Raw genomic sequence first — 24222 nt, forward strand, 5'->3', positions numbered from 1 at the left:
CTCTTGGAGCACACATGAGTACCAAGACCGATCAACAAGCCGCCGCTGTCGCGGCACTGCGCGGAGCCGAACACACTCCACTGTGGCTGGCCGCCCTCGATCGCCCGGCGCCCCGGCCACCGGCCGACGGCGACGTGTCCGTGGATCTGGCCGTCGTCGGCGGAGGATTCACCGGGTTGTGGAGCGCCCTACGGGCCGTGGAGCGCGATCCTGGCCGCGACATCCTGCTGGTCGAGGGTGACCGCATCGCCGAGCACGCCACCGGTCGCAATGGCGGCTTCTGCGACGCGAGCCTTACCCACGGCGAGGAGAACGGACGGCGGCGCTGGCCCGACGAATACGACGAACTACACGAACTCGGTCTGCGCAACCTCGACGAGATCGAGCAGACCATCGGGAGGTACGGAATCGACTGCGGTTTCATCCGCTCGGGCACGCTCGCCGTGGCCACTCGCCGACACGAGGCCACGAAGTTCGGGCCGGATTCACCCGGCTTCCTCAATCGCGACGCGGTGCGGGGTTTGGTGAACTCGCCGACCTACCTCGCCGGGCGACTGCTACCGGACGAAGCCGCGGTCGTGGATCCCGCGCGGCTGGCGTGGGGACTGGCCGACGCCGCCGAGGCACTCGGCGTCCGCATCGCGGAGAACACCCGCGTGGTTCGCATGGAAGGACAGGGAGACCGGATCATCCTCCACACGGAGCGAGGCAGGATCAACGCCGCCAGGTGATCGTGGCGACCAACGCCCACACCCCGCTGCTCCGCTGGATGCGGGCGGCGATCGTCCCAGTGTACGACTACGTCCTGGCCACCGAACCGCTCTCTCCAGAGCATCTGCGCTCCATCGGCTGGGACCAGCCGTTCGGCATCTTCGACAGCGGCAACCAGTTCCACTACTACCGGCGCACCCCGGATGACCGGATCCTCTGGGGTGGCTACGACGCGATTTACCACTACGGCCGATCGATCAGAGCCGAGCACGAGGACCGGGACCAGACCTACGGAAAGCTCGCGCTCCATTTCTTCGAGACGTTCCCGCAGCTCGCGGGCATCCGGTTCACCCATCGGTGGGCCGGGGTGATCGACACCTGCAGCCGCTTCTCCGCGTTCTTCGGCCTCACCCGCGGCCGCCGTGTCGCCTACGCGGCAGGTTTCACCGGCCTCGGTGTGGGAGCGTCCCGATTCGCCGCCGACGTCATGCTCGACCTGCTCTCGGGCCAGCAGACCGAACGAACGCGTCTGGAAATGGTGCGGAAGCGGCCCTTGCCCTTCCCGCCCGAGCCGTTGACGTGGATAGGCATCCAGACCACCCGATGGTCCCTCGCGCGTGAGGACCGCACAGGCAGGAGGAACCTCTGGCTGCGTGTCCTGGACCGTCTCGGCCTCGGGTTCGCCTCATGACCGGGGCCACGGCGGGTTCACGGCGCTTCATCTGCGCGGACCCTGCTGGCTTAGGCGGCCGCGCCCGGCAGGGCCTCCGCCGCCCTGCAGACCGCTCACCGGTCACTCGGAAGCATCGCCGCCACACAGTTATTCGGCATCTGGGAGGCGGACCCCGGCACCGACGTCGACGTCGAGGTGGGCGAGGCGTTCCTGGTGCTCGTGGGCTCGGGCACGGTGACGTTGGAGGACGTCAGCTCTATCGAGCTTCGGCGAGGGGCTGACGCACCGGCCCCAGAGGTCCACACCTCCCGCCCGTTGCCGTCAGCTCCACCCGCGCCCCCTCGGCGGGCACGGGCCGGCCCGGGCTGCGGAAGCTGAACTCCCGGGTGAGCACGCCGAGGTGTGCGACACGGCGCGGCCGTTTCGGGGCAGTGGACACGGCCTTCCTCGGAATGTGCTGTGGTCAGGTCAGTTCGACCTGTACCGGGAGTGATTCCCAGGCGCGGAGCGTGTTGTTGTGATGCCGTCTCGCCGGACCGGCGATCTCGATCCGCTTCACCCGCCGGGCGAGCGCCGTCAACAGCGCCTCCGCCTCCAGTCGGGCCACGTGCTGGCCGACGCATTGGTGCAGCCCCATGCCGAATCCGACGTGACCCGAGGGATCGCGGGCGAGGTCGAAGGCATCCGGATCGGTCCACTTCCTGGGGTCCCGGTTCGCCGAGCCCAGGAACATGAGGATCTTCTTGCCATCCGGTATGGCCGCGCCCCCGACCTCTATGTCGGTGGTCGCCGTCCGGAAGAAGGTCTGGACCGGGGACTCCCAGCGAACCGCTTCGTCGAACGCGACCCGCGCGAGATACGGCTCTTCCCGTAGCCGCTGCCACTGTTCGGGATGGGTGGCGAACGCGTACAGCACCGCTGCGAGGCCGTGCACTGTCGTGTCGACGCCCGCTGAAAGCAGGCTGCGTACCACCAAAGGTGCCTGTTCGGGAGTGATGTCACCGCGGTCGGCCGCCGCCCAGATCTGTGCGCCGAATCCGTGGTCGGCGAGCACATCCCGCGCGCACTGGGCGTTGACCCAGGCCGACAGGTCGGCGACGCGGCGGTTTCCCTTCTCGACGAGGTCGTTGGGCGGGCCGAAGGCGTTGAACAGGTGGTCGCCGTACGGCAGCAGGTTTTCCCTGCCCTCCCGGGGGATGCCGACCGCGTCGGGGAAGACCCGCAAGGGGAACGCCATGGCGAGGCGTTCGGCCGCGTCGAACTGCCTCTCCCGGACGACGTCCTCGACCAGTTCTTCCGCGTCTGAGAACCACGCTGTGCGTAGTTTGCGCAGTGCGCGGGGGCCGAGGATCTTCGACAGCACCGCCCTCGGCGCGTCGTGCCGAGGCGGGTCGGCCTCCAGGAGCAGGCTGGGAGGCCGCCAGGGCTCTTCGTAGCGGAAGTTGGACAGCCCGACACCGGCACCGGATTGGAACGCCTGCCAGTTGATCAAGGCGGCGTGCACGTCCTCGTAACGACCCATCGCATAGACGTCGTACCGCGTCAGGTGCACGACCGGACCGACATCGCGAAGCGCGACCTGGAACGCGATCGGGTTTTCGAGCACTTCATGGGAGAACGGGTCGACGTCCGACGTCGGAAGGTCTTGCGCCAGCGTGGATACAGCCATGGGGTGGGACTCCTTCGGGAGAACTGGTCACAGGTCCAGGACGAGCCGGTCTGAGCATGAGCTCGACACGCAGACGAACATGCAGTCGCCCGCGGCGCGCTCATCGTCGTCGAGAAGAGAGTCGCGGTGCTCGGGCTCACCAGCCAGCACTCCGGTCTCGCAGGTGCCGCAGACGCCCTTTCTGCACGAGGTGAGCACATGCACGCCGGCATCGGTGATCACATCCAGCACCGACTGCCCCGGTCGCACGTCCAGAGTGTGGCCCGAGCGGCTGAGCTCGACCTGGAAGGGCGTCCTCCGCGCGGGCGCGTGCTGCTCCTTGGGCACGAACCGCTCTGTGCGCACCTGTCCCGCGGGGTAGTGCGCGCTGTGTCGTTCCACCGCCTTCAAGAGTCCTTCGGGCCCGCAGCAGTAGACCTTCGTGGCTGAGCCCTCCGTCGGCAGCCACGCGGGCAGGTCGAGCAGGCCCTGCTCGTCCTCGGGTACGACGGTCACCCTGTCGCCGTATCCGCCCAGTTCGTCCAGGAACGCCATCGTGGCGCGTGAGCGGCCGCCGTAGAACAGCCGCCAGCCGACACCGAGCACTTCAGCCTGATGCACCATGGGCAGCAGTGGCGTGATGCCGATGCCGCCCGCGATGAACAGGTAGTGCTCGGACGGCACGAGCCGGAAGTTGTTCCGCGGGCCGCCGATCGCGACCCGATCGCCGATCTGGAGGTGCCGGTGGATGTAAGCGGAGCCGCCACGGCTTTCGGGCTCGTGGAGCACCCCGATCCGGTAGGTGCCGGGGTCCCACCGGTCACCGCAGAGCGAGTACTGGCGGGTCAGGCCGTTCGGCAGCAGCACGTCGACATGCGCGCCCGGCGCCCAATCGGGAAGCCTCCCGCCTTTGGGGTGCTGGAGCGTCACGGCGACGACTCCGTCGGCCATCTCCTCCTTGGCCGACACCACCAAATCGAGTTGTGTGCCCGGCACCATCATCCATGCTCCTCGTGTGTCTCCGGACTTCCGAGGATGGGCCGATCGAAGCGGCGCCGACTACGGGCTTCTCAACGATTGAGAGAGAACATCACGTCCTCTGCGGCTCGCCGTCACCCGGCCACATGTCACGAAAAGAACCGTGATGCCTTCTCGATGCTCAGATACGGGGGCCGCTCCGCATGGCCCGCGCGACTCCCCGCGCCGCGGACTGCAGCGCGGGGAGCTGCATACGGGCGTTGGCGTCATTCGGCACGATCACCGACAGAGCCGCGATCACCTGGTCGTCGCCTCCCCGAACCGGCACCGCGATGCCGGTGGCGTGTTCGTCGATGAATCCGGGGCAGAACGCGTACCCGCTCTTGCGCACCCCGGCCAGGAACACGCGCAGACGTCTCGGATCGACAATCGTGTTCCTGGTGTACGTCCGCAACGGGCGGTGGATGATCTTCTCCTGGAACTCCGACGACGCGTGCGCCAGCAGGATCAGGCCCGAGGACGAGGCGTGCAGCGGCAGGCGCCCGGCGATACGAGTGATGTTGATGACCGCTCCCGGCGCCGACAACCGCTCGACGAACAGCACCTCCTCGCCCTCGACCACCCCGAGCTGGGCGTGATGCCCCACCACGGCGTGCAGGTCCTCGAGAAACGGCATCGCAGCTTCGCGCAGGCTCAAGGTCGGAGATGCCCTGGATGCCAGTTCCCACAGCCGGACCCCGATGCGGACCTTGCCGTCGGCGTCCCGGCTGAGCCAGCCGTAGGACACCAGGATCTTCACCATCCGCGAAGCCGTCGCGATGTGCAGTCCGGAACGGCGCGCGATCTCGGTGACACGCAGGGCCGGAGTATCCGGGTCGAAGGCCTCGAAGATGCTCACCACCCGGGACAGCACGGACTCGCCGGTAGGTGTTCGCGCCAACCGTTTCTCCCTTCCGGGGGTTCCCATCCCGCTTGCCCCGGCGGCAAGGCTCTCCATGAGACGATCGTCCCCTTCGCCCCACCCGGTCCACGAGACAGATGACCAATGGACCAAGATCGCGGCCTTCCACATCGATGCACTGCTTTGTCTCGGGCCCTTGCGGTCACCCGTGCGCGACCCGGACCAAGAGATCCAGGAAGACGCGCCGTTCGGCATCGTCAAGATTGCGCAGCAGACCTTCATTGATCGCGGTCGCCACCGTGTGAATCTCGGTCAGACGTGCCCGGCCGGCCGGCGTGGCCACGATACGGCGGCTGCGCCGGTCATCACGGTGGGGCTCACGACGAACCAGGCCCTCCCGCGCGAGGTCGTCGACGATGGCGACGATCGCACTGGGATCGATGCCCAGCAACACGCCCATCTCTCGTTGTGATCGGTTGCCGTCCTCCACGGCCACGACGAGAACGGTGTAGTGCCGACTGCGCATGCCGTGGGCCTGCAGCGCCCGATTGAAGTCGCTGATCGCCCGCCCGCCCGCACGGGCCAGCAGATAGCCGGCACCCGCCGCGAGCGAGGGCGGCAGGTAGTCACCGGCCGCGAGCTGCGGTGCGACGGCTTGTTCCTGGCTGATGGTGCCCTCCCCGGCTGAAACGCCTACCCCGTTCTCCACTCATCTTAATGGAAACCATCAATCATTGACATTCACAATGATTGCGCATGACAATCTACGCGTTGGCACCGCAGAAAGGAGGCCTTGTTCGATGGACCTGAGCGGAAAGGCCGCTGTCGTCACGGGGAGCGGTGGATGCGCCAGTGAAGCGCGAAGCGTGTGGAGCGTCGGCAAGAAGCTTCCCGGGCCATCCGCCGCCGGGACCGGCCAGGTGCGATCGTGAAGGCCCTCGACATCGACACGCTGACGGCCATCGACGTCCACGCCCACGTCGAGGTCGACGGCCACGGCCAGTTGTCCCTGCCTGATGACTTCGTCGAGGCATCGTCGAAATACTTCGCCGCCGACCGGCGCGCACCGAGCCTGACCGAGATCGCCGACTACTACCGCGAGCGCCGGATGGCCGCCGTGGTGTTCACCGTGGACATCGAGTCCGCAACCGGGCATGCGGCACTGTCCAATGAGGAGATCGCGGACGCGGCCGCCCAGCACACCGACGCGCTCATCCCCTTCGCCAGTATCGATCCGGCCAAGGGACACGCGGGGGCGCGGCGATTCCGGAAATTGGTCGAGGAACGGGGGATGCGGGGCATCAAGTTCCATCCCTCGATCCAGGGTTTCGCGCCCAACGATCGCAGCGCGTACCCACTGCTCGACGTGGCGCAGGAACTCGGCGTTCCCGCGTTGTTCCACACCGGCCAGACCGGGATCGGCGCCGGGTTGCCAGGCGGCGGCGGGATCCGGCTCGGGCTGTCGAACCCGATGTTGCTCGACGATGTGGCGGTCGACTTCCCGGACCTGACGATCATCATGGCTCACCCGTCGTTCCCGTGGCAGGACGAGGCCCTGGCAGTGGCCACGCACAAGCCCAAGGTCTACATCGACCTCTCCGGCTGGTCGCCGAAGTACTTCCCCCCGCAGCTGGTGCGGTACGCCAACTCCCTCCTGCAGGACAAGGTGTTGTTCGGCTCGGATTACCCGCTTATCACGCCGGATCGCTGGCTTGCCGACTTCGCCACACTCGAGATCAAGGACCACGTCCGCCCCAAGATCCTCAAGCACAACGCCGTGAAGGCGCTCGGGCTGAACCAGAAGTGCATCCCATGACCGCGACCCAGGCGGGGGCTGCCGCGAGCAGACCACTGGCCCGATCAAGCGGCTTGGAATCAAGCATTTAGATGGGTCGGTCGCGCCTGGGGCGTCGAGTTCCCGGTCTCCGCCCTGTTCGGACGGGCGGAGACCGGGCTCAGGGGATCAGCTCGTCATTGCCGCCACGAACGTGAACGAGCCGGAGGCGACCCCGTAGACGGCGTGGTCTCCGTCCATCCGGAGGAACGTCGCCCGGTGCGGCGCTGTGACGAGGCGTTGGTCCTTCGCCGGCACCCAGACTTCGGCGGCGGTGTTCGCGGGCACCTCGACCGTCAGCTTGAACCAGCGGTCGCCCTTGGTCCATGCGGACCGCACGCTACCGTGCGGCGTCTCATAGCCGCCCTTCACGGAGGTGAGGTCGCCGACCGGCTTGGGCTGGATGACCAGGCGCCGGTAGGCGGTGGAGTCATCGGCCTCGCGGATGCCCGCCAGCCCGGTGTGGAACCACTCCTCGATCTGCGCGAGGATCATGTGGTTCTTGGAGGCTCCGCGGTTCCACTGCTCACCGATCGTCGTCATGCCGCCGGGATTGGCGGTGGTGGGCTGCATGAAGAACCCGTAACTCGGCTGGTCGTCGGCCTGCAGCAGGTCCCACAGGACGTCGTCCCTGCCGCCGTCGGCAAGGGCCCGGACCGTCGGGGCCATGCCGATGGTGCCGCCACTGAAGTGCGGGCCCTCGCCGTTGGGGTGGAAGGCGTAGACAAGCTCGACGAGCGTGTCGAGGACAGCCTGGCGTTCGCTGTCGGGGACGAGCCCGGCATCCAGCGCGAGCGCCTGAGCCGTCTGGGTCGCGCCGGCGGTCCCGGCGTTGCCCGTGCTGGTGTAGCGGCGCAGCTCCTGGTTGTAGAAGTGGGCGTTGAAGGCGTTCTTGATGTCACCGGCGAGTGTCTGGTAGCGGGCGGCGTCGTCGGTGTGCCCGGTCAGCTCGGCCATCGTGGCCAGCTTCGTGATCATGATGTAGTAGCCCCAGGTGCCGGTGATCAGGCCAGAGGTCTGGTCGGCCGCGACCCAGTCGGCGAGGGCGGCGTCGACGATGTGCGCGTTCTCGCCCGTCCCTGCCTTCTGGCGCTGGATGTAGTCGGCGAAGTCGACCATCTGGTCGTAGTACCGCGTCATCGTGTCGGTGTCGCCGTAGAGCTCGTAGAGCATCGCCGGGACCAGGATAATGGCGTTGCCCCAGTTGATCTCGTCGCCGAAGCGTCCGCTGTAGCCCCAGTCGTAGACCGGTGTCTTCAGCGCCACGTTTCCGCGCATCGGGGTGTCGGCGATCGACTGTCCCTCGACGAGGTGCCGCATCGTGGTCCGCAGGTACGCGGCGAGCTCGTAATTGCGATGGATGGCTCCCATCGGCATCGTGTAGTCGGCCGGGTACGACAGCTTCTCCCGGCCGGGGCAGTCGGTGAAGACCGACATCATGTTCGACGCGAAGGAGTAGCGGGCCATCTTGTGGATGCGGTTGACGCGTGCGTTGGACGTGGTGACCTCACCCGCCACGGGGGTGGCGACCTGCAGCCGGACCCCCTTGATCAGGTCCTTCGTGGGGGTGTAGCCCTCCGGCAGGCCGGTGACCTGGATCCATTGCATGCCGAAGTAGGTGAAGTCCGGGTGCCAGGTTTCTCCGCCGGGGAGACCGGCCGTGGTGTAGGTGTTGAACAGGTCGCGCCCCCGGTTGCCGCCTCCTCCCATGAGAGAGGCCTGGTCGACGGTTCCGTCGGAGGCGAGTGACTCGGCGGGGGCCATCCGGATGGTGACTCCGCTGGGCACGGTGCCCTTGAGGTTCAGCTGTGGCCATCCGCTGATGTTCTGGCCGAGGCCGAACACCCAGGTGCCCGGGGTCGGGTTGGTCATCGAGACCGGCGTGAACGTTTCGACGGCCTTGACCGGCTCGGCCGTTCGGGCCACGAGTTTGGTGGCAAGATTCGGGGGCGGCGCTATTCCCGCGTCCACCCACGACATGTCCGAGCCGTCGCGCCGCTTGGCGGTGGCTGACAGGTCGGAGCCCGGCAGGTCCCAGCCGACTTGCTCGCGCCGTGCGTCATAGTCGGAGCCGGAGTACCAGGCGTCGGTGACGAGGGCGCCGAGGGCGGAGCGCCAGCTGCGGTCGGAGACGATGACGTCCGTCGAGCCGTTGCTGTAGGCGATCTCCAGCCGCGCGATCACGCGGGGAGTGACCGCGGCGCCGGCGCTCGGGTCGCTGGCGGCGATGTTGTTGCCCGAGCCGGTCACCGTCGCGCCGGCGGAGTGCGCCTTGGACAGCCCCGGCGTGAAGGTGATCCCTGTTCCGTCAACGCCTGCGGTGCCGATCGCGGTGATGGTGCGGGATTCGAGGTTGTCGCCGCCGTTGCCGGTGTCGATGTTGATGGTGCCGCCGATGTGGTAGTTGGCGACATTGTCGAGCTTCACGGTCGTGGCGCCGGCCTCGGCGCCGGCGGCCAGGATGCCGCTGCCTTTCAGCTGGCTCTGCCACCATGAGTACGGCGCCGTGCGGCCCACGGCCGGGTTGGTGACGCTGCGCCGCACGTAGGCAGGGCCGTTGCCGAGCCGTACACCGAGGGTGTTGGCCCCGGCGCGCAGGTCGTCGGTGATGTCATAGGTGCGGTACTCACTGGAGAGCTGGTAGTTGGAATAGCCGGGCGCGAGGACTTCGTCGCTGAGCTTGCGACCGTTCAAGGTCGGCAGGTGCAGGCCCACGCCGGAGAGGTAGAGACGGGCGCCGGCGACGCGCTTGCCGCGGTCGACGCCGAACTGACGGGCGAAGATCGGCATGGGCTGCGTTTCGGTGCGGCCTGGGAACTCGATCCAGCGCGCCGCGCCCCAATCGCTCTGCTGCAGCAGGCCCATCTCCCATGAGGAGGGCTTGCTCCAGTCCGACGGCTTCTTGTCGGCGTCCCAGACGCGGACATGCCAGATGATCTTCTGACGTGAACCCAACGCTTGGCCGGCATAGCGGACGCCGGACTGGACGGCGGAGTTCACCTTGCCGGAGTCCCAGATCAGCCGGCCGCGCTTGAGGTTCTCTTCGCTTGTCGCGGCCTGGACCTGGTACGCGGTCTGCGCGTCGCCGGGACACGCCGCCCGCGAGAGCGGCCGGTGGCACGGGTGAGCGGCGGCTTGTCGTGTCTCTTGCATCCGCCACCCGAGTGAGGGGGTGAGGTTGTCGATGCCGAGAGATTCGTCGTACCGGCCGTCAACGTTGAGGTCGACGACCTGGACGGGCGATACCGCGCCGGCGGCGACGGCTGGTGGAGCGCCGAAGGGCTGCGAGAGCGCGAGGGCTAAGGAAACCCCCAGTCCCGCGAGCATGCGTATCCGACGACGTGATTTCGACACAGGTCACTCCCTTCCCGGCCGGCCATTCCGCACCGGCCGGTGCTGCTTCGCCTGCTTGTGGCTGGGGTCGCGCCCATGCCATGGCGGGCGCGAGGGTGGCGCTCGGGCCGCCGAATGAGTCGGCGGGAGGGTGAACGCTGCAGCCGCCGCCGTTCCGGAGAATGCGCGACATCGGGCGGCGGGCTCAACCCTGCGCGGTCGGGTGGGCCGCGGGGAACGACCAGTTCAGGGCGATGGGGGTGACGGAAGGCTCGCACCATACGCCTCCGCGGGGAGGTAAATCGATTTAAGATCGCGTCGTTGTCGTTAACGTAGGCGTAACCCAGTCCGGCGTCAAGAGGCAATTCGAGCAACGGTTCTCGGCATTGGCCGATGTATAAGAGATGCCGCACAACTTTAACGGGTAACGTTACCCGTCCCGATCAGGGTCTTGACTACGGCGAACAGGAACATGGCTAGGGCGCGGCCAAGGGTAGGTCGGGCCGGCTTGTAGGCGTAGGGTCTTAAAACGTTTTCTCGGGGCGTCCAAGCTGAGCGATGCCCTGAGCTCGTAGAATCGGTACACGTCTCGGGAAATGGAGTTTCATGGCCGCGCCTGGTCGACGACGAGTGACGATCGCCGATGTGGCGAGCCATGCTCAGGTCTCCGTCACAGCGGTGTCCAAGGTGATCCGCAACGCCTACGGCGTGAGCCCGGCCATGAAAGACCGGGTCAAGACGGCCATCGAGGAGCTCGGCTATCGGCCACAGGCCGTCGCCCGGGGGATGCGGGGGCGCACGTTCACGATCGGCCTGGTGCTGCCGCACATCAGAAATCCGTTCTTCGCCGACATTCTCGACGGCCTCACCGAGTTTCTCGAGAGCACCGACTACCAGGCGTTCATGATCCAAGGAGGCGCCACTCGCAAAGTCGAGAGGCGGGCGGTCGACGCCCTCATGGACCGCCAGGTGGACGGCATCATCATGGTCGCCCCGCTCGCTTCGAAGCCGCGGCTGGAAGAGGTGGCGAAGGAAAAGCCCACCGTGGTGCTGGCACGGCACGAGCGGTCGTCGTACTACGACTCGGTGTTCGATGACGACGAAGCGGGCGCCGAACTCGTCGTGCAGCACCTCATCGCGCTGGGACACCGCCGGATCGCGCACATCACGCACCAGGACGACAGCCAGGCCCGGCCGGCCGACCTGCTGCACAACATCCGGTCGGCGACCTACGAACGCGTCATGCGCGAGCACGGGTTCGGCGACGAGATCGCCATCGCCACCAGCTTCTATCACGAGAAAGGCGGCTACGAGGGAGCCCGTGAGCTGCTGAGCCGTTCCCCTCGCCCGACGGCGATCTTCGCGGGAGCCGACCAGGCGGCGCTCGGCGCGCTCGCCGCGCTCCACGAGGCCGGCCTGTCCGTCCCGGCGGACGTCTCAGTCGCCGGTTACGACAACACCCACCTGGCCGCTCTGCCGAACATCGCGCTGACCAGCGTTGACCAGGACGGCGCCGAGATGGGCCGCGCCGCCGGCAAGCTCCTGCTGGAACGCATCGAGGGCCGCATGACGCCCGTGCGCTTCTCGGTCACCCCGAGCCTGGTCGCCCGCACTTCTACGGCCCCGCCTGGGGGTTCGATGGACGCTCCGAAGCCGTAGCCGAACGGGTGGCGCGCCGTCTGGAGCGGCGGGATTCGGGGCGCGCGGAGTCGCGATAGCCGTGGCGCTTCGCTGAGACGCCGGCTGGTGCCGCCGGGTCAGGTCACTGGTGCCGGATAGCCGGAGATGGTGCGGCTGGGGGATGGTCAGGGCTGGTCTGCCGGCCGGCGGCCCGGGGCTTCGTGAGGCTGGAGGTCGCTGCTGTCGGAGGCGGCCCAGCTGGCCAGGAGGCGGAGTTTGTCTTCAGAGTCGCTGCCGGGTTCTGCGCCGTAGGCGACCAGGCGGAGGTTGTCGGCGGCCAGCTCGAGGGATTCGTAGGTGAGGTGGAGGTCGCCGACGACGGGGTGGTGGAGGGGCTTGGCGCCCTGGTGGTGCTGGCGGACGTCGTGGCGGGCCCAGCGGGTGCGGAAGTCGTCGCTGCGGGTGGACAGTTCGCCCACCAGGTCGGTGAGGTCTTTGTCGTACGGGTCGCGGCCGGCCTGGGCGTGCAGGAGGGCGACGGTTTCGTCGGCGGCGCGTTCCCAGTCGCCCCAGAACAGGTGGGATCGGGAGTCGAGGAAGGTGAACCGGCCGAAGTTGGGGGTGGCGCCATGTGCGGAGTCGATCACGGGAGCGAACAGGGCGCGGCCGAGGGCGTTGGTGGCCAGAAGGTCGCAGCGGCCGTTCAGGACGAACGCGGGCGCGCCGGTCATGGCGTCCAGGAGCCGCTGCACGTTGGGCCGCACGGTGCAGGGAGCGGGGTGGTGCCGGCGGCGCGGGGCGGGTCCGGCGGCGCGGGCCAGGTGCTCCAGGTGCGTGCGTTCTTCGTCGTTGAGCCGCAGCGCGCGGGCCAGGGCGTCGAGGACGTTGTCGGAGACCCCGGACAGGTCGCCGCGTTCGAGGCGGGAGTAGTACTCCACGCTGACCCCGGCCAGTTGGGCGACCTCGGCGCGGCGCAGGCCCGGCACCCGGCGGATGCCGTAGGACGGAAGCCCGGCCTGCTGCGGGCTGATCTTGGCGCGGCGTGAGGTCAGGAACTCACGGATCTCGCTGCGGTTGTCCATTCTCTTAGGCTAGGCGGCCCTTTGAGCGGGAGGGGTGCCCTGCCAGTACACCTTTTATCAAGAACTCCCTGGTCAAGGGTGGTTGGTGTTTCCTGGGTCGTTGTGTACAGCCATCAACCAGATCTCATCTAGCAAGGAGAACCATCATGCGTGGTGCCGTGATGCACGCCCCCGGTGACGTGCGGGTGGAAGAGCGCAAGGACCCAGAGATCATCGTGCCGTCCGATGCGATCATCCGCATCTCCGCGACCTGTGTCTGCGGGTCGGACCTGTGGCCGTATCGCGGGATCCAGGCCATGGACGGGCCGTCCCCGATGGGCCACGAATACGTCGGCATCGTCGAGGAGGTCGGCAGCGCGGTGAAGACGATCAAGCCCGGCCAGTTCGTGATCGGGTCGTTCTTCGCCTCGGACAACACGTGCGAGATTTGCCAAGCCGGCTACCAGTCCTCCTGCGTCCATCGGGAGCCCATCGGCTCGCTCGGCGCCCAGGCGGGGTTGCTGCGCGTCCCGCTCGCCGACGGCACGCTCGTGGCCACGCCGGATATCCCCTCCGACGACCTGATCCCGAGTTTCCTGGCCGCATCGGACGTGCTGGGCACCGGCTGGTTCGGCGCCGTAGCCGCGCAGGCCGGTCCCGGCAAGACGGTCGCGGTGGTCGGCGACGGCGCGGTCGGCCTGCTCGCGGTGCTGGCCGCCCAACGTCTCGGCGCGGAGCGGATCATCGCGATGAGCCGCCACGAGCCGCGGCAGAAGCTCGCGCGTGAATTCGGCGCGACCGACATCGTCACCGAGCGCGGCGACGAGGGTGTGGCGAAGATCAAGGAGCTCACCGGCGGCCTGGGCGCGCACTCGGTCGTCGAGGCGGTCGGCACCCAGGAGTCGATGATGCAGGCCATCCGCTCGACCCGGCCCGGCGGGCATGTCGGCTACGTCGGCGTCGCCCACGGCGTCGAACTCCCCGGCATGGAGCTGTTCTTCTCCCACGTGCACCTGCACGGCGGCCCCGCACCGGTCCGTCAGTACCTGCCGCAGCTCATCGACCTGATCTGGAACCGTCAGATCGACCCTGGCAAGGTCTTCGACCTCGAGCTGCCCCTCGACCAGGCCGCCGAGGGTTACCAGGCCATGGACGAACGCCGCGCCATCAAGGTCCTCCTGCGCCCGTAACCCGCCGGAGGCGTGGCCGCGTCGAACGGGCTGCTCCCCGGTGCACCGTTTCCGGTATCGTCCTGCCCCTCGATCAGGCCGCCGCAGGCTGCGAGGACATGGCCGAGCGCCGCGCCAGCAGGGTGCCGGCCCCGGCGTGCCGTTCCTCTGTCGCTCCGCTGGAGAAACGTTACCTAAAAAATCTCGATATCAGCGATCTGGCCTGGGAAAAGGATGGGAACCGTTACCCAAAGTGTGTCTTGACACTCCTCCACGTAACGCCTACGTTAACCGCATCGGGGAGTCGCTTAAAACGATTCAATAACCCTGGAGGGGTGTGTGAAGACCTCCCACCGCACGCTTGCGACGGCCGTGGCCGTGCTCGCGATGGCGGCCCTGACCTCCTGCGGCTCCGGTTCGGAGCCCGCTGCTGACGGCACCGTCACCCTGTCCTTCATGACGGGCAGCGACCAGGCGATCGTGGACACGTCCAAGGCGCTGGCGAACGCGTTCATGAAGGCCAACCCCACGATCAAGATCGAGATGGAGCATCAGCCTGGCGGCAGCGAAGGCGACAACATCGTCAAGACCCGCCTGTCCACCGGCGAGATGACGGACGTGTTCTGGTACAACTCGGGCTCATTGCTGCAGGCGCTCAACCCCACCCAGACCCTCGTCGATCTCAGCAATGACCCCGTCCTCGCCAACGTCCAGACCGATTACCTGCCCGTGGTCACGCAAGGCGGCAAGGTGTACGGCGTTCCCGCCACGACGCTCACCGGCGGCGGCATCCTGTACAACCGCAAGGTCTACGACCAGCTGGGCCTGGAGATCCCCAAGACGTGGGCCGAGTTCATGGCCAACAACGACAAGATCAAGGCGGCCGGGATCACCCCGGTGATCAGCACGTTCAAGGACACGTGGACGTCGCAGATCTTCGTGCTCGCCGACTACTACAACGTCCAGGCGGCAGCACCGACCTTCGCCCAGGACTACACGGCGGGCAAGGCGAAGTACGCCACCACGCCCGCCGCACAGGGCGGGTTCCAGCACCTCGCCGATGTGCACGCCAAGGACTACCTCAACAAGGGCTTCGGTTCGGCCACCCTCGATCAGGGCCTGAAGATGCTGGTCGAGGGCAAGGGCGCACACTACGCGATGCTCAGCGGGCTGCTGCCGCCGCTTCTGGCCACCTACCCGCAGACGGCCACTGACGTCGGCTTCTTCGGCGTCCCCGGCACCGACCCGGCCAAGAGCGGCGCCACCGTCTGGGAGCCCCCCGCCATCTACATCGCCAAGACCACCGAGCACCTGGACGCGGCCAAGAAGTTCCTCGCCTTCGTCGCCTCGCCGGCAGGCACGGAGGCCGTGAGCGCGGCGGTGCGGCCGTCGGGGCCGTATCGCATCAAGGGGTCCAAGCTGCCTGAGGACGCCATCCAGGTGGCCAAGGACCTTCAGGGCTACATCGACAACGGCGCCACGGCGCCGGCGCTGGAGTTCCTGTCGCCCATCAAGGGCCCGTCGCTGGAACAGATCACGGTCGCGGTCGGCTCCGGGCTGACACCGCCCGCCGAGGGGGCCGCCCAGTACGACAAGGACGTGGAGAAGCAGGCCAAGCAGTTGGGGCTCGCGGGGTGGTGACCAAGCAGCATGCCGGGCCCCGTACGGGGCCCGGCGCGCCGCCGCACGCCCGTCCGGCGGCCACACGCAAGTCGGCCTACCCGTACGCGTTGTACCTGCCGGCCGCGGTCGTCTACTTGGTGATCTTCCTGGTCCCGACCGTGATGGCCTTCTACTTCGCGCTGACCCGGTGGACGTTGTTCGACAGCACCTTCGTCGGCCTGCAGAACTTCCGCGACTTCCTCGCCGAGCAGAACCTGCGCATCGGCTTCCAGAACACGATCATCTACGCCGTGGTGACCAGTGGCCTGAAGGTCGTGCTCGGACTGCTGCTGGGCGTGCTGCTCACCAGCAGGCTGCGGCTGCGCGGGTTTCTGCGCTCGGTCGTGTTCTTCCCCGTCCTCGTCTCCACGGTGGCGGTCGGCATCACCTTCAGCGCGTTGCTGCGGCCGGACACCGGGCTGGTCAACAAGACCCTCGCCCTGGCCGGCATCGACGGCCCGGACTGGCTCGGCGACGCCGGCACCGCGCTGCTGTCGGTCGCTCTGGTGGACGTATGGAAGGGCGTGGGCCTGGCCACCGTCATCTACATCGCGGGCATCATGTCGATTCCCCGCGACTACTATCAGGCGGTCGCGGTCGACGGGGGCACCGCCTGGCACCGCTTCCGGCACGTCACGCTGCCGCTGAGCTGGCCGGCCACCTATTCCGTGATCATCCTGTCCTTCATCGGCGGGCTGCGCTCGTTCGACCTGATCTGGACGATGACCCGCGGCGGGCCCGGCTTCACCAGCGACACCATCGCCTCGATCATCTACAAGCAATATCAGGCCGGCTTCTTCGGCCTTTCCACCGCGGGCAACGTGCTGCTGTTCCTCATCGTCACCGCCATCGTCGTGCCGCTCAACTACGTCCTCGGCAAGAGGCAGGTCGCCGCATGAGAACGCTCAAGAAGCTCAGCGCCGAGACGGTCGCGCTGATTCTGGCAACCGTGATCTTCCTGGTGCCCTTCTCGTTCATGCTGCTGACCGCGGTCAAGGATCAGGCGCAGTCCGCGGACCTCGACTTCGCCTGGCCGGCCGGCTGGCCGATCGTGCAGAACTTCGTCGAGGTCGTCGAGGCACGCGACTACATACTGCTGCGCGCCTTCGTCAACTCCACCATCCTCACCGTCGCATCGGTCGCGCTGATCGTGATCTTCGCGGCCATGGCCGCGTTCGTGCTGCAGCGCCGGGCCGGGAGGATCGGGTCGCTGGCCAACTTCCTGGTGCTGTCAGGGCTCATCATCCCGCCTGCGATCGTGCCCACGATCTGGCTGCTGCAGGGGCTCGGCCTGTTCAAGAGCCTGCCCGGACTGATCCTGGTCGAGGTCGCCTACGGTCTGTCGTACGCGGTGCTACTGTTCCGCGCCTTCATCGCGGCCGTCCCCCGTGAGTTGGACGAGGCCGCCCAGATCGACGGCTGCACCGGGCTCACCCTGTTCTTCCGCGTGATCTTTCCGCTGCTCCGGCCCGTCACCATCACGGTGATTCTCACCACGTCGGTCGCCGTGTTCAACGACTTCGTCAACCCCCTGTACTTCACCCCGGGCGACGAGAACGCCACCGTGCAGCTCACCCTCTACAACTTCCAGAGCCAGTACAGCACCCAGTGGAACCTGCTGTTCATGGACATCGTCCTGATCACGATCCCCCCGCTGCTGGTTTTCGTCTTCTTCAATCGCAAGATCGTCGCCGGCATGACCGCCGGCGCCATCAAGGGATGACATGACCTCTCTGAACGTCGAACCGGCGACCGGCTGGCGTACCTGAAAAGGCGGCACAGTGATCCAAAACCACGACTTTCAGCACAACAGTCGGATTTTGCGCTCCACAGTGCACATTCCTGACGGAGGGGTCGCGACCCGCCTGCCGACGGTGGTGTTCGTCCACGGGTTCTCCAACAACCGGATGGAGAACCGCTCCTTCGTCCAGATGTCGCGCCTTCTGGAGAGCAGCGGTATCGCATCGGTCCGGTTCGACCTGTCCGGGCACGGGGAAAGCGACGGCGACTTCTTCGACGTCACTATCACGGGAGAGATAGCGGAAACCCGATCGGTGATGCGGGCCGTCCGCGACTTCGATTTCGCCGACCCGGAACGTATCGGCCTGGTCGGGATGAGCATGGGCGGTGTCGTCGCGGGCATCGTGGCCGCCGAAGAGCCGGGCATCAGCGCCGTGTGCCTGTGGTCGCCGGCCGCCGTAGCCCCCTTCGAGGTGGGTTCCGGCTACCTCAAGGGTCGCGACATCGCCGCTGAGATCGGGGAGAAAGGATACTTCGACGCCGATGGCCACCGGATGAGCCCTGCCCTGGTCGAGGACATCGCCGCGCTCGACGTCTACGGCCGGTCCTGTGCGTATGCCGGGCCCGTGCGCATCGTCCACGGCGACAAGGACGACATCGCGCCGCTCTCCTACGCTCGCCGCTACCTCGAACACTACGACGGCAACGTGGAACTGGAAGTCGTCGAAGGCGCCGACCACGGCTGGGCCGCCGTTCCCCACCGCACCCGGCTGCACCAGTCCTCGTTGCAGTTCTTCCGCGAGAGGCTCGAGGTCCGCACTTGATCCGGATCAGCCACCGCCACGCCCGCCCGGTCCGGCGGTGGCGTCTCCGGCTGACGTCACGGAGTCGCGGGACATCCGGTGGTGACCTCTGGACGTATCACACAGGGGGCCCGGAGACCGACGTCAAATGGAGCTGCGTGATGACCGTGGACGACCGCTTCGGGCAAGGCGTGGGAGAGGCACGGAAGAACCGGTTGCTGGGCACAGCCAGTGAGGTCGTGACCGATCCGGTTACGGACTGGGCGACCGACTTCTCCCATGTCGATCCCGTCTGGGCCGCCGATCCTTATCCGATCCAGGACGAGCTGCGGCAGCGTTGCCCGATCGCGCACACCGAGCGGTTCGGCGGCGTGTGGCTGCCGACGCGCTATAAGGACGTGGCCGCCGTCGCGTACGACACCGAGCGTTTCTCCTCCCGGGCGATCATCGTCAGCAACAACAAACCGCCACTCGACCTGGCCCCGGTAGGCGACGCCCCGCCCATCACCTCGGACCCGCCGTTCCACCGCGATGCCCGGCAATTGTTGCTGCCGATGTTCACCAAGGCAGCGGTGGCCGAGCAGGAAGAGGCCACGCGGGCGTACTGCCACGAGTTGATCGACGCGATGCGGGGGCGGGAGGTCGTGGACGCTGCCCGTGACTACGCCCAGCACATCCCGGTGCGGGTGATCGCCGACATGCTCGGCTTCCCGCCCGAGGACGGCCCGCGCTTCCGCGAGTTCGTCGAGAACGTCCTGGAGAGCATCAACCAGCCGGCCGAGGAACGGCTCGCACGCCAGGACGAATTGGCCGGTTACCTCGTCGCGCAGATCCACGAGCACGTGGCCAGGCCGCGCGACGATCTGACGACGTACCTCATCAACGCCGAACTCCATGGGCAGAAGCTGGACCCCATGCACGTGGTGGGCACGATGATGCTGCTCCTCATCGCCGGCATCGACACGACGTGGAGCGCCATCGGGGCGTCCCTGTGGCACCTGGCCAAGACCCCGGCCGACCGCGAGCGCCTGGTGGCCGAGCCGGGACTGCTGCCGACCGCGATCGAGGAGTTCCTGCGCGCCTACGCCCCGGTCACCATGGCTCGGCTGGTCAAGCAGGATATGCAGTGGAACGGCGTGGACATGAAGGCCGACGACTGGATCCTGCTGTCCTTCCCCGCCGCCAACCGCGACCCTGCCCAGTTCGAGCGGGCGGACGAGGTGCTCATCGACCGTGAGCTGAACCGGCACGCCGCCTTCGGCCTCGGCGTCCACCGCTGCGTGGGCTCCCACCTGGCCCGCATGGAGCTCCGGGTCGCTCTGGGGGTCTGGCTGGAGCGCATCCCCGCCTTCGCCCTGGCGGACCTGGCAGCGGTGACGTGGGCGGCCGGCCAGGTACGCGGCCCCCGCGCCCTCCCCCTCCGCATCCTCTGACCATCGAAGACTGTTGAAGCCTGCCTGCCGACATATGATCCTTTGATCTGATATTTGCGCGATTGTCGGAAGGCCTCCATGATCCACCCCCTCAGTCGGCGGTCCGCCCTGCTGGGCGCCGCGGCCGTGGCCGGCCTCGCCCTGTGGGAAAGACCGGCCGAGGCGGTCGGCGCCGCCGCGTTCGACGCGGCGCGTGAGCGCTGGGTGAGCCTGCTGGCCGGCGGGTCGTACAACTCCGCCTACACCGACAAGACACAGGCGATCGAGGGCTCGGCCCATGCGGTGCTGCGCAAGCTGAAGCCCGCCCCCGACCGCCCGAGCCTGTGGCCCGACCTGCCGCTCGAGGACCCCGGGACGGGCAACTTCAACCGCGCCTACAACCGCATGCGCACGCTGGCGCTGGGCTGGGCTACGCCGGGCACCGCCATGCACCGGGACGGGCAGGTCGCCGAGACCGCGGTCAGGGCGCTGGACTTCCTGTACGAGCACGCCTACCACGAGGGGCTCGACCGGCGGGGCAGCAACTGGTTCTGGTGGGAGATCGGCGTCCCCCGCGCGCTGACCGACACCTGCGCCCTGCTCTACGATGGCCTGCCCAAGGACCGCCTCGAGCGCTGGCTGCGACCGCTGCACCGCTGGTGCCCCGACCCGGAGCGCCGCGTCAGCCATCCCGGCGTCGTCGAGACCGGCGCCAACCGGGCGGGCAAGGCCACGGCGGTGGCGATGCGCGGATTGCTCACCCACGACGCCCGCCTCATCAAGCGGGCCAGGGACGCGGTCTCCGACCTGCTGCGGCCGACCAGGGGTCCAGGTGACGGCTTCTACCGTGACGGGTCGTTCATCCAGCACGATGTGTTCCCCTACACCGGCAGTTACGGTGTGGACTACCTGGAGAGCGTGGCCAAGCTGATCGCCATGCTCTCCAAGTCACCGTGGGAGATCACCGGAATCGGGAACGTGTACGACATGGTGGATCGCTCGTTCGCGCCGTTCATCTTCGACGGGCTGATGATGGACTGCGTACGCGGCCGGCAGATCTCGGTGCAGGGCCATCGCGACTACCACTCGGGGCAGAAGGCGGTCGAGGCCATCCTCACGCTGCTGGAGACGGCGCCCGAGCGCCATGCCCGGCGCTGGCGGCCGCTGGTGAAGGGCTGGCTCACCCGCAACCAGGCCATCCCCTACGACACGCTCGCACCGCTGGCGAGCATCGCGAAGGCCACGGCCCTGCTGGAGGACCCGTCGGTGCCGGTCGGCCCGCGCACGACGGGCACGTACGTCTTCGCCGACATGGACCGGGTCGTGCACCGCCGCCCCACCTGGTCCTACGCGATCGCGATGAGCTCGGAGCGGATCGGCGCGGCCGAGGCCATGAACCGGGAGAACCTGCACGGCTGGTACACCGGCGACGGCATGACCTACCTCTACACCGGCGACCTCACCCACTGGAACGACGACCTGTGGCCCACGATCGACCCGTACCGGCTGCCGGGCACGACGGTCGACACGCGGCGACGCGCCGCTCTCCCGCACGGCAAGCGTCGCCTGCCACCCACCCCGTGGGCGGGCGGCGTGGCACTCGACGGCGAGTACGGCGTGGCGGCCATGAAGCTGATCGCCGACGGCTCCTCGCTGCGGGCCAAGAAAGCGTGGTTCCTTCTCGATGACGCGGTGATCGCGCTCGGTACCGGCATCGCCGCCTCCGACGGCCGCCGCATCGAGACCATCGTGGAGAACCGCAACACCCACGACCGGCATCCGCCGCTGACCCGGGGCGACGGCTGGGTCCACCTGTCCGGCGTGGCCGGCTACGCGCTGCTCGACGACGCCGACCCGAAGGTGATCCGCAAGAAGCGCACCGGCCGCTGGCGGGACATCGACAAGGGCGCCACCACTGGAGGCGACAAGACCCCCGTCACCAGGCACTACACGACGATCCTCATCGACCACGGCGTCGATCCGCGCAAGGCACGCTATGCCTATGCCGTGCTGCCCGAAGCCTCCATCGCGCAGACCGCGGCTTACGGCCGGCGCATCGAGATCCTCGCCAACTCCAGAACGGTGCAGGCCATTTCCCGCGACAATCTGCTCGCCGCCGTCTTCTGGCGCGCGGGGACCGTCGAGACCGCGGATGGACCACTCACCGCCGACGGCCCATGCACGCTGCTCATCCGCCGCGACCACAAGCGGGTACAGCTCGCGGTCTCCGACCCGTCCAGGACCGCCGACGAGGTGAAGATCACCCTGCCGTGGCCGGTCAAGGCGGTCAAGGAAAACGACCGGAGCGTGCGCAAGGCGAAGAGGGCGGTCAAGGTGGAAGTGGCTGGGAGCCGCGGGCACGCCCACACCGCGGTGGTGCACGTCAGTCCATGATCACGGCGGAACGCAGGGCGGCGCGGATGCTGGTGGCCGGGTCGCCGAGGTGATAGATCCGCTCCGACGGTTCGATGCCGTCCAGGAACTCCTGGTAGCGGACGGCGTAGTCCAGGTGGGACAGCGGTTCGGCGATCGCCAGTGCTCGGGCCGGGTCGCTACCGGGTGCGTAGGCGGTCCAGGCCTCGATCCAGGCCTCGGCGGCGGCGGGTCGTTTGGCGGGGGGAAGCCAGTCGCGGGCCCGTATTCCGTCCAGCACCGGGTTGCCGACGTGCGCGTCGGCGAAGTCCACCACGGCCGGCGGACCGCCGTCGCTGCGCCAGTTTCCCGGGTGGAAGTCGCCGTGCACGACCGTGTCGGGCAGGCCGCACTCGGCCAGCAGGGGCCACCGTTCGACCAGCTCGTACGCACCCTCCAGCTCCTCTGCGGTCAGCTCGCGGGCCACGTCACCGGCGAGCAGCTCGCGGACCCGGTCGGCGACGACGGGTCCGCGCCGGTCAGGCAACCCGGGCGGGATCGCGCCCGCCAGGCCGGCCTGTGCGGCGGACAGTCGCGTCACAGCGCTGTCGATGATCTCGACGGGAGCGTCCCAGCAGTCCTCGCCGGGAAGGTGCTCCAGCAGGACCCGCCGCGGTCCCGACGCCACGACCGTGGGAACCAGGCCGGGGTCCAGGGCCGCGAACGCGCCGATGACGGCGGCCTCGTCGGTGGCGAAGTGCGGTGTGGCCTTCAGCCATACGGGCCCTTGGGCGGTGGGCAGGAGGAACAGCCCGGCCAGATTCCAGGTCCTGCGTTGCCGGATCGGCCCGGTCAGCGGTCGCCCGGCCGTCCTCAGCGCGTCCGCTGCCCAGCTCAACAGCTCCCGCAGCCCGTCGATCCGCGCCCACGGCGCCCGCAGCCGCTCGGGCCTGTCCAGCACCCCATGATCAGCGGGCAGCGGAGCCGTCAGCCGCCCGGGGGCGGGCCACTCTAGCGCTTCGACGTGATAGGTCACATGACCACCCCGGCCGCCTTCGCCGCCGTCCACGTCCAGGAGGCGCAGCACCAGGACGTCCACGCCGAGCGCCTGGCGCAGGTGCGCGACGACCGGCTCCACATCGGCCCACCACGGCACATCCACCGCGAACGGGCCGATGACACCGAGCCGATCGTCACCCGAGGTGATCCATGCGCTGACTGTCCTGTCCATCCGCTCAGTGTGATCGCTCCCCGCGACGCCCGCCACGGAATATCCGGCCGGTGCGGCGGCCCTAGCCCGCCGTGCTCTCCCGGACGATCAGCCGGTGGGGCACCACGATCTCGGCGGGCGCGGCGGCGGTGCCGTTGATCGCTTCGAGGAGGATGTTCACCGCCCGGCGCGCGATCTCGCCCTTGTCGGGGGCGACCGTGGTCAGGCTGGGCGTGCTGTACTGGCCCTCCTCGATGTCGTCGATGCCGGCCACGGCCACGTCGTCGGGGATGCGCCGCCCCGCCCTGGTGAGCGCCCGCATCGCGCCGAGGGCCAGCAGGTCGTTGTAGCAGAACACGGCGTCGGGCGGCTCGGGGAGTGCCAGCAGCGACTCCATGGCCTCGGCGCCGAGCCGCCGGTGGAAGTGCGGGGTGGACACGATCAGGCGTTCGTCCACGTCCAGGCCCGCCCGCGCCAGCGCCTGCCGGTAGCCGGCCGTGCGCAGCTGCGCGGTCTCGCCGGTCGCGTACGGCTGGTCGCCGATGGCGGCCACCCGGCGGCGGCCAAGGCCGAGCAGGTGGGCGGTGGCGTCCCGGGCCGCCGCCACGTTGTCGATGGCCACGTGGTGGAAGCTGCCGTTGAAGATGTGCTCGCCGAGCAGCACGATCGGGATGCGGTTGCCCCGGGACCGCAGCTCCTGCGCCGACACGGTCAGCGGGCTCAACAGGAGCCCGTCGAACATGGTGGCCCGCGAGTCCCGGCCGAGCAGCTCGCGCTCGCGATCTCCGTCGCCGTCGGTCTGGTCGATCATCACCACGTAGCCGTGCGCACGAGCCGCGGTGATCACCTGCCGGGCCAGCTCGGCGAAGTACGGCACGTCCAGCTCGGGCACGACCAGGGCAATCATCCCGGTGCGCCCCTGTTTGAGATTGCGCGCGATCAGATTGGGGCGGTAGTCGAGCTCGTCCAGCGCCGCCTGGACCCGGACCCGCAGCTCGTCGGAGACCGGCGCGTAGCCGTTGACCACGTTGGACACCGTGCGGATCGAGACGTTCGCCCGCTTGGCGACGTCGCGCAGGGTTGCACCGGCCATGCGTCTCCTTACGCCCTTCCAA

The 24222-nt window shown here is 68.2% G+C and carries 17 protein-coding genes and 1 pseudogene; 10 read left to right on the forward strand and 8 right to left on the reverse strand.

Annotated features, from left to right (window positions below):
- Positions 1–14 precede the first annotated feature (14 nt).
- Positions 15–1402 (forward strand): annotated as a pseudogene (locus Q9G87_RS11300) (NAD(P)/FAD-dependent oxidoreductase).
- Positions 1403–1847: 445 nt separating this feature from the next.
- Here the strand turns inward: Q9G87_RS11300 and Q9G87_RS11305 are convergent.
- The 4 genes from Q9G87_RS11305 to Q9G87_RS11320 form a co-directional block, all read right to left on the reverse strand.
- Positions 1848–3053, reverse strand: a complete 1206-nt coding sequence (locus tag Q9G87_RS11305) for a cytochrome P450 (protein WP_305916218.1) — start codon at positions 3051–3053, stop codon at positions 1848–1850.
- 27 nt (positions 3054–3080) lie between these two features.
- Positions 3081–4034, reverse strand: a complete 954-nt coding sequence (locus Q9G87_RS11310; protein ID WP_305916219.1) for a PDR/VanB family oxidoreductase — start codon at positions 4032–4034, stop codon at positions 3081–3083.
- A 157-nt stretch (positions 4035–4191) separates the two neighbouring features.
- Positions 4192–4950 (reverse strand): IclR family transcriptional regulator, encoded by a 759-nt coding sequence (locus tag Q9G87_RS11315; protein ID WP_305916220.1) that lies wholly within the window; start codon positions 4948–4950, stop codon positions 4192–4194.
- 163 nt (positions 4951–5113) lie between these two features.
- On the reverse strand, positions 5114–5620 hold the full coding sequence (locus Q9G87_RS11320) for a MarR family winged helix-turn-helix transcriptional regulator (protein WP_305916221.1): 507 nt from the start codon (positions 5618–5620) through the stop codon (positions 5114–5116).
- Positions 5621–5839: 219 nt separating this feature from the next.
- Here Q9G87_RS11320 and Q9G87_RS11325 point away from each other — a divergent pair, with 219 nt between their 5' ends.
- Positions 5840–6727, forward strand: a complete 888-nt coding sequence (locus Q9G87_RS11325; protein WP_305916222.1) for an amidohydrolase family protein — start codon at positions 5840–5842, stop codon at positions 6725–6727.
- A 147-nt stretch (positions 6728–6874) separates the two neighbouring features.
- Here Q9G87_RS11325 and Q9G87_RS11330 read toward each other — a convergent pair whose 3' ends face one another.
- Positions 6875–10072 (reverse strand): alpha-L-rhamnosidase, encoded by a 3198-nt coding sequence (locus tag Q9G87_RS11330; protein WP_305916223.1) that lies wholly within the window; start codon positions 10070–10072, stop codon positions 6875–6877.
- A gap of 612 nt (positions 10073–10684) precedes the next feature.
- Between Q9G87_RS11330 and Q9G87_RS11335 the strand changes: the two genes are divergently transcribed.
- Positions 10685–11737: a LacI family DNA-binding transcriptional regulator gene (locus tag Q9G87_RS11335; protein ID WP_305916224.1), complete on the forward strand. Its 1053-nt coding sequence runs from the start codon at positions 10685–10687 to the stop codon at positions 11735–11737.
- Positions 11738–11883: 146 nt separating this feature from the next.
- Here Q9G87_RS11335 and Q9G87_RS11340 read toward each other — a convergent pair whose 3' ends face one another.
- Positions 11884–12780, reverse strand: a complete 897-nt coding sequence (locus Q9G87_RS11340; protein ID WP_305916225.1) for a helix-turn-helix domain-containing protein — start codon at positions 12778–12780, stop codon at positions 11884–11886.
- Between the two features lie 146 nt (positions 12781–12926).
- On the opposite strand from Q9G87_RS11340, the gene Q9G87_RS11345 reads away from it, so the two are divergent.
- The 7 genes from Q9G87_RS11345 to Q9G87_RS11375 all read left to right on the forward strand — a co-directional run bounded on the left by Q9G87_RS11345 (position 12927) and on the right by Q9G87_RS11375 (position 21939).
- A complete protein-coding gene (locus tag Q9G87_RS11345) occupies positions 12927–13949 on the forward strand; it encodes a zinc-dependent alcohol dehydrogenase family protein (RefSeq protein WP_305916226.1) in 1023 nt (340 codons plus the stop codon).
- A 318-nt stretch (positions 13950–14267) separates the two neighbouring features.
- A complete protein-coding gene (locus Q9G87_RS11350; RefSeq protein ID WP_305916227.1) occupies positions 14268–15569 on the forward strand; it encodes an ABC transporter substrate-binding protein in 1302 nt (433 codons plus the stop codon).
- Positions 15566–16489 carry a carbohydrate ABC transporter permease gene (locus Q9G87_RS11355; RefSeq protein WP_305916228.1) on the forward strand — a complete coding sequence of 308 codons (924 nt, stop codon included), beginning with the start codon at positions 15566–15568 and terminating at the stop codon, positions 16487–16489. Before Q9G87_RS11350 ends, Q9G87_RS11355 begins: the two co-directional genes overlap by 4 nt.
- Entirely contained in the window at positions 16486–17313 is an 828-nt protein-coding gene (locus tag Q9G87_RS11360; protein WP_305916229.1) for a carbohydrate ABC transporter permease, read from the forward strand. The genes Q9G87_RS11355 and Q9G87_RS11360 overlap by 4 nt, the downstream gene beginning before the upstream one ends.
- A gap of 97 nt (positions 17314–17410) precedes the next feature.
- Positions 17411–18154, forward strand: a complete 744-nt coding sequence (locus Q9G87_RS11365; protein ID WP_305916230.1) for an alpha/beta hydrolase family protein — start codon at positions 17411–17413, stop codon at positions 18152–18154.
- Positions 18155–18294: 140 nt separating this feature from the next.
- Entirely contained in the window at positions 18295–19566 is a 1272-nt protein-coding gene (locus Q9G87_RS11370) for a cytochrome P450 (protein WP_305916231.1), read from the forward strand.
- 78 nt (positions 19567–19644) lie between these two features.
- Positions 19645–21939: a polysaccharide lyase 8 family protein gene (locus tag Q9G87_RS11375; RefSeq protein WP_305916232.1), complete on the forward strand. Its 2295-nt coding sequence runs from the start codon at positions 19645–19647 to the stop codon at positions 21937–21939.
- On the opposite strand, the gene Q9G87_RS11380 is transcribed toward Q9G87_RS11375, so the two are convergent.
- Both Q9G87_RS11380 and Q9G87_RS11385 read right to left on the reverse strand, forming a co-directional pair.
- A complete protein-coding gene (locus Q9G87_RS11380; RefSeq protein ID WP_305916233.1) occupies positions 21929–23128 on the reverse strand; it encodes an aminoglycoside phosphotransferase family protein in 1200 nt (399 codons plus the stop codon). The two genes, Q9G87_RS11375 and Q9G87_RS11380, sit on opposite strands and share 11 nt — an antisense overlap.
- Before the next feature lie 61 nt (positions 23129–23189).
- Positions 23190–24200, reverse strand: a complete 1011-nt coding sequence (locus Q9G87_RS11385; protein WP_305916234.1) for a LacI family DNA-binding transcriptional regulator — start codon at positions 24198–24200, stop codon at positions 23190–23192.
- Positions 24201–24222: the final 22 nt, after the last annotated feature.

Source organism: Nonomuraea turcica (assembly GCF_030718205.1).
Classification (GTDB): domain Bacteria; phylum Actinomycetota; class Actinomycetes; order Streptosporangiales; family Streptosporangiaceae; genus Nonomuraea.